The organism is Maricaulis salignorans, from assembly GCF_900103475.1.
GTDB lineage: Bacteria > Pseudomonadota > Alphaproteobacteria > Caulobacterales > Maricaulaceae > Maricaulis > Maricaulis salignorans.
In genome coordinates this window covers 77,668-87,844 of record NZ_FNHG01000014.1, presented here as the reverse complement: position 1 = coordinate 87,844, position 10,177 = coordinate 77,668, and the positions used below count along the sequence as shown (strand labels likewise).

Below are 10,177 nucleotides of genomic sequence, written 5' to 3'. Positions count from 1 at the left end.
TTTCCGGGGTGTCCGCCTTCGCCGAAGGCTACGGCGGGACAGCCTTCGCTCGTTCTAGCGTTGGGCCTGCCCAGCCGAAGCTCGCGCAGCGAGCGAAGGCTGGTGGAGGGGGCTGGATTCGAACCAGCGTACGCTATGCGGGCAGATTTACAGTCTGCTGCCTTTAACCACTCGGCCACCCCTCCACAGGGTGTCCCTCGGGCACGATAAACGGGCCGTGGGAAGACCTGCAACAAAGGGTCTGCGCTCCCGGCTTGGCATGCTATGCCTGCGCCGAAATTTGCAACCGCCCTGAGACAGGAGCGCGGACTATAGTGACGAAGCCCCCTATGCGCAACACTCCCAACCGCGGCGATTACACACGCCGCTCCAGCCCTGCCCAGACAGCGAATTCCGGCTGGATTTGGGGGCGCCACGCTGTGCTCGCAGCGCTACAAAACAGCAAGCGCAAAGTGATCGAAATCCGCGTGACGCGGAATGCGGTCAAGGAGATCCCGGAAGGACTGGCGAAACGGCTCTATGAACCGCGCGAGATCGACCAGGCCCTGCCCGAGGGTGCGGTGCACCAGGGCTTTGCCCTCAAATGCAGCGCGCTGGAGAGCGAACACATCAACGCTGTGGTCGATCCGACCCATGGCGCCCTGCTCGTGCTCGACCAGATCACCGACCCGCACAATGTCGGCGCGATCTTTCGCTCCGCCGCCGCCTTCGGGATTCGCGCCATCATCATGCAGGACCGCAAGGCCCCGCCCCTGTTCGGCACTGTCTGCAAGAGCGCGGTCGGTGCCGCCGAGCGCGTGCCCCACATCCAGGTGACCAATATCGCCGATACGCTGAAGAGCTTCCGCAAGGCCGGCCGCCATGTGCTCGGCCTGGCCGGCGAGGGCGAAGCCTCGCTCGCCGATGCGATTGCCGGCTTTGACGGCAAGGGCCATGGCCCGGGTCTGGTTCTGGTGATGGGGTCGGAAGACAAGGGATTGCGGCCGCGCGTCGCCTCGGAATGCGACCAGCTGGTGCGGATTCCGATGATGGATGCGATCGAGAGCCTGAATGTCTCGAACGCCGCCGCAATCGCGCTCTATGAAGCGTCGAAATGGCGCCCTGCCCGTGGCAAGGCGCCGATCGAAGACGTCGCGGAGTAAGCGCCCGGGCTAGCGGGTCCCACCCACCTGGAGCACGGAGCGGCCATTACGGCGCCAGTCGACCGAGCCTTCAATCTCGCCGATATCGACGTCACCGCCGCCGGATTCGCGCACGGTCACATTGACGGCCGTGCCGCCAAAGCTGACATCGCCCGAGCCATTGATCGAAACGTCAAACGGTTCGGCGCGTCCGTCATGCACAGCGATATCGCCCGAACCGCCAATCCGCGCGCTGAAAGCGCCATTCATGCTGGCCGCCTCGACATCGCCCGAGCCGGAAATGCGCACATCGAGCCCGGCAACACGGCCGAACTCGACATCGCCGGAACCATTAATCCCGACCTCGGCATCACCGCCCACATCGGCCATCTGGACATCGCCTGAGCCGTTAATGCCGATATCGGCCGTCCCCGCGACAGTGCCGAGCACGACATCACCGGAACCATTGATCCCGATGTCGGCATCACCGCCGATGGCGCGCGTCGTGACATCGCCGGAGCCGTTAATGCTGATCTCGGCATCATGAGCGATATCGCCGGCCTCGAACCGGCCACAGCTATTCATCGTCAGATCGAGCGAACCGAGATCGCCGGCGCTTCCCTGGAAGGCACTCTCGCGCATTTCCAGCGCCAGCGAAGCCGGGGCCGTGATCGTCAGCAGCGGATAATCGGTAATGGCGTGCTGGCCGCTCCAGCGCCGGCCGATCCGGATCTCGCCGCGGCGCGTGCTGCAATTGAGATTGCGGATCGACTGGCCGCCATCGATCGCGACCCGCGAGCCGCTGTAATCGACACTCGGATTGTCGACCAGCCCGCCGGCATTGGAAATTTCGACGCTGACCTGGTCGGACGAACCGGTGCGGATCTCGACCCGGCCGATGAAGTTCTCGATCGAGACGGTGTCGGCGGAATAGCTCTGGCCCTGATCCTGGGCCGTAGCCGCATTGGCGATGACTGCCAGGCTGGCCAAGGCAAACGCCGTGCCGGCGATCAATGCTGATTTACGCGTCATGGAAATCCCCTCTGGATAGGTGCGATATAGACTGGATGCCGCAAAGCCCCCGATTGGATGCAAACCTGCCGCATCCATTCCTGCCGGGCGCTGACGATCGCGTGACAATCGCTTAATACTGCGCCCGGCCGCGCGCCGTCAGAGGGAATGGAACCGGGCCCGTCCCGGAGCGCGGGCCGGTCCTGGCGCCGCACCTCAACCGGACTGGCGCAGAGCAAGGCACTGCGGCAGGGCAATCGCCAGCTCGCAGACAGGCTATGGCCATACCACGCGTGTCGGACAGGCGTATTGCAGCAGGATTGCCCGATGGCGCGGGAATCAGGCCGTCAGGCCGGCCAGAACTGGTAGACGAAGGTCGCGATCACCGTGCCGATGGCATAGCCAAACACCCCGACCAGCACGCCCGGCGTCACCAGATCCTTCCAGCCCTTGGCGGCCGCCAGCGCCGGCGCTGTCGTCGCACCGAGGATGGCGGCATTGGAGGCGGTGATCAGTTCGGGCAGCGAAAATTTCAGGATCGAGCCGAGCCCGAAAGTGACAATCGCGTGCACTGTCAACAGGATAGCGATCAGGGCAATCAGCACCGGCGCCGATTGCACCAGCCCGACGACATCAGCCCCAGCCGCAATCGCCGCAAAGAAGACGAAGCTCAGACCAATGCCCAGCTCATAGCCGCCATGCAGGCTGGCCATGGTTTTCGGGAAGGCCGTCGCCGGGATCAGGGCCAGCACGGTAATGATGGCATAGCGCCAATTGCCCGCAGCCTCGCCCCATTGTGCGACCGCGAGCCCTGTCAGCAGATCACCCAGCGCCAACACCACCAGCGCAAAGCTCGCCGAATAGAGCAGCGTCGCCGCAGTCGCCTTGCCCTCCGGCTCTGACGCATCGGATTCGACCTCAACCTTGCTGTGATCGCGTGTCACGAAACGCCTTGCCAGCCAGTGCCAGCCGGGCAGAACCGCCAGCATTGCGAGGAAAAGACCGGAAAACAGATTATCGACGGCCGTCGCCGAGGAGACGAAATTCGGGTCATTCCGGGCCAGGCCGGTCAGGTCAACCAGCGCAGCATAATTGACCGACCCGCCGATATAGGTGGCGGTGAAAGTCCCGGCCGCAGCGGCCTGGTTCTCGCCGATATCGATCAGCGAGAAGGCGAGGATGGCACCGAGCACGGTCCCCAGCGAGGCCAGCAGAAAGGCCAAGGTCATCCGGCCCGTCTCGAAGAAGATTTTCTTCAGATCCGCCTTCATCAGAAACAAAGGGATCAGGATCGGGACGAAGTAGGTGAAGACAAAGCTATAGCCCGGCGAATCCTGCGGAATCAGCCCGATATTCGAGGCGATGATGGCAAACAAAATGGCCCAGACCGCGCCAGTCAGCAGCGCGCCGATCCGGGTCTTTTCCATCAGGAAGCCGGCGGCAGCGATGACGAAGAGCGCCGCCACCGCGGCCACGGCATTATCCGCTGGTATCAATGACATGCCTATTCCCCCAGATTTTCGGTGACGCGCTGGACGCCTGTTTTGATCCTACGCGGCGACCGCGGCGGCGCAAGGCCGTTCAGGCGGCTTCACACGCTTCATCGACAAAGGCATCAGCCTCGATCTCGATCATGAATTCCGGGCCGATGAAGCGGGAAACCTCAATCATCGTCGTCGCTGGAGGATGCTCGCGGAACACCGCTCCATGAGCCCGGCCAAAAGCTTCCCAATGATCGATACTGGTGACGAACATCCGCGTGCGCACCACATCTTCCAGAGAGGCCCCGACATCGCTCAGCGCCTGTCCGATAATCTCGAAACAACGGCGCGCCTGGGCCTCCGGATTGCCAGCGGCATAGACGCCGCCGGCGACATCCATCGCCACTATCCCGGTTACCCAGACATGCGGCCCGCGCCGCGAGACCCGGCAATAACCGACCTTGTCGTCCCAGGGTGCCCGCGAGAAAGCGCGCCGGGCCGGCACCGCCACCTAGCCCTCCGTCGGCTTGGCAAGCAGGTCCATCGCCACCGCCGTACTGGCCTCGATTGCCATGGTGATGCTGGTCTGTGGATCGTCGGGCGCGAAAAGCGGCGAATGATTGGACGGCGCCGCGACACCGCGGGCTGCGTAATCATCCAGTCTTTCCTGGGTCGTGCCTCCCACCCAGAACATGAAGCTCGGGATCGCGGCCTCGGTGCGGTGATACTGCGCGAAATCCTCGCCGCCCATCACCGGATCGGCCTCGGTCACGGCGCCATTGCCAAACCGGGCGCGCATCGCCGAAACGGCACGCGCTGTCAGATTGGGATCATTATACATCGCCGGCGTATAGGGCAGTTCGACCTCGACATCGGGATACTCCTCCGGCGTCAGACCATAGGACGCGGCCTGGGCGTGGGCGATGCGTTCGATCCCGGTAAGAAGCTGCTCGCGCACCTCGTCGGTATAGGAGCGGACGGTCAGCTGGAGATGCGCGCCGTCGCTGATGATATTGTGCTTGGTGCCGGCATGGATCGCGCCAACCGTGATGACACCGGGATCGAGCGGCGAGAGCTCGCGCGAGACCAGCGATTGCAGCGCAACAATGATCTGGGCCGACAGATAGACCGGGTCCTTCGTGGCATGCGGATAGGCACCATGCCCGCCGCGGCCATGAACGCTGATATCAACCGAGTCGACATTGGCCATCGCATAGCCGGGCGCGAAGGTGATATGGCCGGATGGAATGCCGGAGAATGTGTGGAAGGACAGATTGTAATCGGGCAGCGGAAAGCGCTCGAACAGACCGTCCTCGATCATCATGCCCGCGCCCAACCCGATTTCCTCGGCCGGCTGGCCGATCAGGACCAGGGTGCCTGACCAGTCATCGCGCCGTTCCATCATCTGGCGGGCTGTGCCGACCAGCGCCGTCATGTGCGTATCATGGGCGCAGGCGTGCATGACATGGCTTTCCAGACCGCGCCGGTCGATTCCGGTGACGGTCGAGGCATAGGCGACATCGGTATGTTCCTCGAGCGGCAGGGCATCCATATCGGCGCGCATCATGACCGTCGGACCTTCGCCATTGGGCAGGACGGCAACCAGGCCCGTGCCACCGACGCCTTCGGTGACCTCATAGCCGAGGGCGCGCAATTCCGCTGCCAGGCGGGCCGCGGTCTCGACCTCCATCAGGGAGAGTTCCGGATTGGCGTGGAAATGCTCGTACAGGGCTTGAAGATTGTCCGTGTAATCCATCGCGATAGATGCGCGCAGGGCGTCATCACCGGGCGCCCGGACCACCGGTGGCGCGGTCTCTACCGCAGCCGCATCGGTCGGTGCCGTCACATCACTCGGCGCATCGGCGGTCGGTTGGGTACAGCCCATCAGGGCCAGCGCCGCGACGGCACTCAAAAATTGGCGTTTCATATCGGTCCAGTCCCCATGATCATCATCTGGCCCTATTCGACCCGCGACTCGCGGTGAGGTCAATCTTCCTTTGGGGATTTGGGCGGCTGTGCCGCACCCAGCAGCTTCTCATAGCGCGCCGCAACATGGCTCAGATCGATCTCGTTGAGGAAGGTGGAATAGGCCAGATAGGACAGGAGATAGCGCAAATCGGTCGCCCAGGGCGGCATGAAGGCCGGCTCGGCAATCAGCCCCTGCTCGCGCAGCATTTTCATCGCTTCCAGATCGGCCAGATCGATTTTGCCAACGAAGAGCAGACGGATGAAGGCCGGGTCACCTGCCCGCACGGCCGTGCGCAGGTAATTGTGCACTTCCAGCAAGCCGCCGAGATAGATCGAATCCTTGGTGCAGGGCGCACCGCCCCCGGTCAGTCCGCCACGCACGACCCGGCGCGCATTTTCGAACGCCTCGATGGGCGCATCATGGCTGCCACGTTCGCGGAAGAAATTGAACAATTCGATGAAGTCGGCGCCCTCGGCCGCCATGTCGATGGCAATGGTCCGGTCGGCCAGGCGTCGGAAGCGGCGCGGGTCGAGGGCGCCGGAAATGAATTCAGCGAACACGGCCAGGCCTTCCTGGGTCCGTGCATTGCCGGGGTGCGCCTCCGCCAGGATCGGGAAGCGGCTCTGGGCGGCGCCATTCATATTGGTGGCGATATGGATCAGGGCCTCATGCTGCAACAACTGGATCACGTCGAGATCGGAGAACGCCGCATCAGCGCGCAATTTGATATAGTCGCGCCCGGCAGCCGCCTTGGCCGAGACATTCAGCGTCACTTCAACCTGCGGCGCCGCCCGGCCAAAATAGCGCGGCAATTCCGCGTCGAGCCGCGCCTTGAGATCGCCGGCTGTCAGCCGTTCAGGCGGCTCCAGGCGGATACTGCCTTCCTCGAAATCAGCCAGCAAAGTGTCGAGCCTCCGCGCGAGATCGAGCGCATTACGCTTGCCATCGGCAATCGGGGATCGCGGATCGCCATACAAGGTGCGCGAATGGAGGTGGAAGGCCTTCGTGCCCGTATTCGCGAGCAGGGCGGCGGTTTGCTCCGTGGTGTCAGCCAGGCGCCGCAGCCAGTCATGCACCGGGCTGTCGCCGTCGATCAGGGCGCGTGCGGCAGCGGCGCTCTCCAGCGACGGCGCCGGATCGATACGGGGATAGACGGGCCTGGGCAGTTCACGCCCACCGGCTGCGAAGAAGGCATCGGCGTGAGACCGGTCCCAGGCGATGGTCCTGAGCACCGGCAGGCGGTCTTCGGCTTCCAGCAACAGCCAGGCCGCGCGCGACAGACGCTCGACCTCAGCCTCGGAAAGCCATCTCGCCATCAGTTCACACGCCGCGCCCGCGCCGGAATGTGGCAAGCCTCGATCACCGGAGGCGGCGCTTCGAAGAAGAAATCGCCGCTGCGATGGCGCCGCGCCGCCTTGGCGGCATGGAAGGCTTCGCCATCAGTTCGCATGATTTCATAGGCCGGCCGCTGCGCCTCCGGCAAATCGGCGGCGATGCGCATCGACAGGATCGGGTCGCGCATGTCCGGATCGGCGATGACGCCGGAATTGACCATGGGGTCGCCGCGATTGAGCGCCTGGACATGATCCATGCCATCAATCACCCGGCCAAACACACTCATGATGCGGTCGAGATGACGCGGCCCCTGCCCGATCACGATGTAAAATTCGACATCACCGGTATCGGGGCCGTTATCGCGCGCCATTGCCATCGTGCCCGGGCAATGAATGAGCCAGGTCTCGCTGCCATCCACGCTCTGGGCCGCGGGGAAGCCATTCACATGGCCGACCACTGGCGCGTAGAGGTCTTCATCGATCATGGCGGTGAAACTGATGCCGGCTGTGGGGCGGTGAAATTCACCGGCCAGCACCGGATATTGCGGCAAATCGACCGAATCCGCTTCCTCGCCGCGTCCGCCCTGGGCAACGAAGCCATCGATCACCCGGTAAAAATCACGCCCGTCAAAGAAACCGTCGCGGACCGCCTGGCGCATGCGCGCGGCGTGATCGGGCGCGAATTCATCAGACAGCTCCACCGTCACCATGCCGTAACGTGTCTCGATCAGCAGCAGGTCTTCGGGATCAGCCAGGCGCCAATCGGGTATGCCGGTGAAATCAGGGATCTCGACCTCGGCCATGGCCTGTTCGGCGTCGTCGGGTCCATAAGCGGCCGCGTCGACTTCAGCCTCGTCGGCGGCTGGCGAACAAGCCGCCAGGCCCACAACGGAAACGCCCAGCACCAGCGCCCGTATCATCATCACCCGGTTCAACACCATCATCCCTGCTCCGCGCCGCCAAACCGCTCCGTCCAGGCCGCGATATCATCCTCTTCGATCTTCTTGAACAGGACTTCGGGCGGCTCGACCGACAGGCCAACCGGCAATGCCGTCAGCATCGCCTTGGCATCGCCCTTGGGCCAGTTGCGATTCCCGTCCGGAATGGAAAGCGCATCCAGTATGGTCCTGGCCGAAACCGGGATGATGGGCTGCGCGACAATCGCCATGATCGCCATGAAATTGAGCGCCGTGCGCACGCCAACCGCCGCGCCTTCCGGATCGGTCTTGAACTTGGTCCAGGGCTCGGCCCGGGTGAGATACTCATTCCCCAGCGCCCACAGGCCGCGCACTTCGGCCGCGGCCTTGCGAAACTCCATCGCCTCGAAATTGGCTGCAGCCGCTTCGAGCCGGACGTTCATCTCGGCCGCCAGCCAGTCCTCATTCTCGCCCCATGTCCCGCCGGCGGGCACAACGGCCTCGAAGCGCGACTTGTTGAAGCGCAGGACACGATTGACGTAATTGCCCAGCACATCGGCCAGGTCCTTGTTGATCACCGACTGGAAATGCTCCCAGGTGAAGGCCGAATCCGAGCCCTCCGGCGCATTGGCCGTGAGATACCAGCGCCAGTAGTCGCCGGGCATGATCTCGAGCGCCTTGTCCATGAAGACGCCGCGCTGTTCAGACGTCGAAAATTTGCCACCATACCAGGTCAGCCAATTGAAGGCTTTCAGCTTGTCGACCGTCTTCCAGGGCTCTTCCGAACCGAGGATCGTCGCGGGGAAACTCACCGTGTGGAAGGCGACATTATCCTTGCCCATGAACTGGACATAGGTGACGTCATCAGCCCCCTTGTCGGTGCGCCACCAGCTCTCCCAGTCGGCATTGTTGAGCGCGGCCCATTCGGCTGTCGCGCCGAGATAGCCGATCGGCGCATCGAACCAGACATAGAAGACCTTGTTCTCGAAGCCCTCGCGCGGCGCGCCATTTCGGGCAACCGGAACGCCCCATTTCAGATCGCGCGTGATCGCCCGGTCGCGCAGGCCCTCATCAAGCCATTTATAGGCAATGGACTTGGCCAGGGACGGCCAGCCGGAGGCGGCGTCGGCCCAGGTGCGGATCCGGTCGGCCATCTTGGTCTGCATCAGGTGCAGATGCTTGGTGCCGCGCACTTCGAGATTCTTCGAGCCGGATACTTTCGAATAGGGCTCGATCAGATCGGTCGGCTCCAGCAGACGGCCGCAGCTATCGCACTGATCGCCGCGCGCGCGCTCGAAACCGCAATGCGGGCAGGTGCCCTCAACATAACGATCGGGCAGGAATCGATCATCATCGATCGAGAAGATCTGGTGCTCGAGGACTTCCTCGATCAGGCCCTTGTCTTCGAGCACATCGGCGAAATGCTGCGTCAGCCGCGCGGTCTCGGGATTCGAGGTGCGGCCGAAATAATCATAGCTCAGCGAGAAACCCTCGCCGGAGCGTTGCTGGATCTCGTGCTGTTCGTCGCAATAGGCGCGCACATCCATACCCGCCTCGCTCGCCGCCAGTTCGGCTGGCGTGCCGTGCTCGTCGGTGGCGCAGATATAGAGCACCTCATGGCCGCCCAGCCGCTGGAAGCGGGCATAGACATCGGCCGGCAACATCGAGCCTGCCAGATTCCCGAGATGTTTGACCCCGTTGATATAGGGCAAGGCGCTGGTGATCAGGATACGGGCCATGGCGGGTACTTCTTCTTTGCGGCGGAATGCGTGTATATCTATTCGCCTGAAGCGCGAGTTTCAAAACCCGCGCACAGGACGCGCAGACATAGCCGTCCTTACAAGGGGAGGAAATACCCAATGCCGCGCATTTTCGGTCTCAACATCATCGCCGTGCTGGCCTCGGCCATCGCGCTCTATTTTATCGGCTTTCTGTTTTACGGACTATTTTTCACCGACCTTTGGGTCGGGCTGCACGACTTCACCGAAGCCCAGATGATCGCCGCCAACGAAAACATGGCATTCGGCATGCTGCACGGCTTCCTCATTTCCCTGGTCACGGCCATTTTTATCGGCCTGGCGCTGAAGCGCTTCGGCAGCGATGGCATGATGCCGGCCATCAAGGGCGCCGTGCTGCTCTGGGCCGGTTTTGCAGTCACGACGCTGGCCTATGACGTCGTCTATGCGATGCAGCCCGTCATGCTGTTCCTGCTCGACGCCTCCCATCTTCTGGTCGGTTTCGTCGTGGTCGCCATCGTCCAGACCGCACTCGACGGCATCGCCGTCAAATCCGAATACGCCTGATGTCCGGCGCGCGGGGCCAGCCCGGTTCCGCGCGCCGGAAA

At 63.2% G+C, this 10,177-nt stretch carries 9 protein-coding genes and 1 tRNA gene; 2 read left to right on the top strand and 8 right to left on the bottom strand.

The genetic code is table 11. From position 1 onward, the window contains the following. Positions 1-100: 100 nt before the first annotated feature. Positions 101-185 (bottom strand) — tRNA-Tyr (locus tag BLT42_RS11260). A 144-nt stretch (positions 186-329) separates the two neighbouring features. Between BLT42_RS11260 and rlmB the strand changes: the two genes are divergently transcribed. Then, positions 330-1,142, top strand: coding sequence for a 23S rRNA (guanosine(2251)-2'-O)-methyltransferase RlmB (gene rlmB / locus BLT42_RS11255; RefSeq protein ID WP_091770823.1), 813 nt, complete (start codon positions 330-332; stop codon positions 1,140-1,142). A gap of 9 nt (positions 1,143-1,151) precedes the next feature. Here the strand turns inward: rlmB and BLT42_RS11250 are convergent, their stop codons facing one another. From BLT42_RS11250 to metG, 7 genes are all read right to left on the bottom strand, one after another. Then, complete coding sequence (locus BLT42_RS11250) at positions 1,152-2,153, bottom strand: GIN domain-containing protein (RefSeq protein WP_091770821.1); 1,002 nt, start codon at positions 2,151-2,153, stop codon at positions 1,152-1,154. Between the two features lie 326 nt (positions 2,154-2,479). Further along, a complete protein-coding gene (locus BLT42_RS11245) occupies positions 2,480-3,634 on the bottom strand; it encodes a DUF819 family protein (protein ID WP_091770819.1) in 1,155 nt (384 codons plus the stop codon). A 79-nt stretch (positions 3,635-3,713) separates the two neighbouring features. Then, the gene (locus BLT42_RS11240; protein WP_233342450.1) at positions 3,714-4,124 is read right to left on the bottom strand and encodes a RidA family protein; all 411 of its coding nucleotides are present in this window, start codon (positions 4,122-4,124) and stop codon (positions 3,714-3,716) included. Beyond that, positions 4,125-5,540, bottom strand: coding sequence for a M20 metallopeptidase family protein (locus BLT42_RS11235; RefSeq protein WP_091770817.1), 1,416 nt, complete (start codon positions 5,538-5,540; stop codon positions 4,125-4,127). Between the two features lie 59 nt (positions 5,541-5,599). After that, the gene (locus tag BLT42_RS11230; protein WP_091770815.1) at positions 5,600-6,898 is read right to left on the bottom strand and encodes a flavohemoglobin expression-modulating QEGLA motif protein; all 1,299 of its coding nucleotides are present in this window, start codon (positions 6,896-6,898) and stop codon (positions 5,600-5,602) included. Further along, positions 6,898-7,860, bottom strand: coding sequence for a peptidylprolyl isomerase (locus BLT42_RS11225; RefSeq protein ID WP_233342449.1), 963 nt, complete (start codon positions 7,858-7,860; stop codon positions 6,898-6,900). The genes BLT42_RS11230 and BLT42_RS11225 overlap by 1 nt, the downstream gene beginning before the upstream one ends. Continuing rightward, entirely contained in the window at positions 7,857-9,572 is a 1,716-nt protein-coding gene (gene metG / locus BLT42_RS11220) for a methionine--tRNA ligase (RefSeq protein WP_091770813.1), read from the bottom strand. Before metG ends, BLT42_RS11225 begins: the two co-directional genes overlap by 4 nt. Before the next feature lie 120 nt (positions 9,573-9,692). On the opposite strand from metG, the gene BLT42_RS11215 reads away from it, so the two are divergent. Further along, positions 9,693-10,136, top strand: coding sequence for a DUF1761 domain-containing protein (locus BLT42_RS11215; RefSeq protein ID WP_176780340.1), 444 nt, complete (start codon positions 9,693-9,695; stop codon positions 10,134-10,136). Positions 10,137-10,177: the final 41 nt, after the last annotated feature.

Bases quoted from the DNA above. Each gene is read 5' to 3' on its own strand.
- metG (WP_091770813.1), bottom strand. From the start codon at position 9,572: ATGGCCCGTATCCTGATCACCAGCGCCTTGCCCTATATCAACGGGGTC.
- BLT42_RS11230 (WP_091770815.1), bottom strand. From the start codon at position 6,898: ATGGCGAGATGGCTTTCCGAGGCTGAGGTCGAGCGTCTGTCGCGCGCG.
- rlmB (WP_091770823.1), top strand. From the start codon at position 330: ATGCGCAACACTCCCAACCGCGGCGATTACACACGCCGCTCCAGCCCT.
- BLT42_RS11250 (WP_091770821.1), bottom strand. From the start codon at position 2,153: ATGACGCGTAAATCAGCATTGATCGCCGGCACGGCGTTTGCCTTGGCC.
- BLT42_RS11215 (WP_176780340.1), top strand. From the start codon at position 9,693: ATGCCGCGCATTTTCGGTCTCAACATCATCGCCGTGCTGGCCTCGGCC.
- BLT42_RS11235 (WP_091770817.1), bottom strand. From the start codon at position 5,540: ATGAAACGCCAATTTTTGAGTGCCGTCGCGGCGCTGGCCCTGATGGGC.
- BLT42_RS11225 (WP_233342449.1), bottom strand. From the start codon at position 7,860: ATGATGGTGTTGAACCGGGTGATGATGATACGGGCGCTGGTGCTGGGC.
- BLT42_RS11245 (WP_091770819.1), bottom strand. From the start codon at position 3,634: ATGTCATTGATACCAGCGGATAATGCCGTGGCCGCGGTGGCGGCGCTC.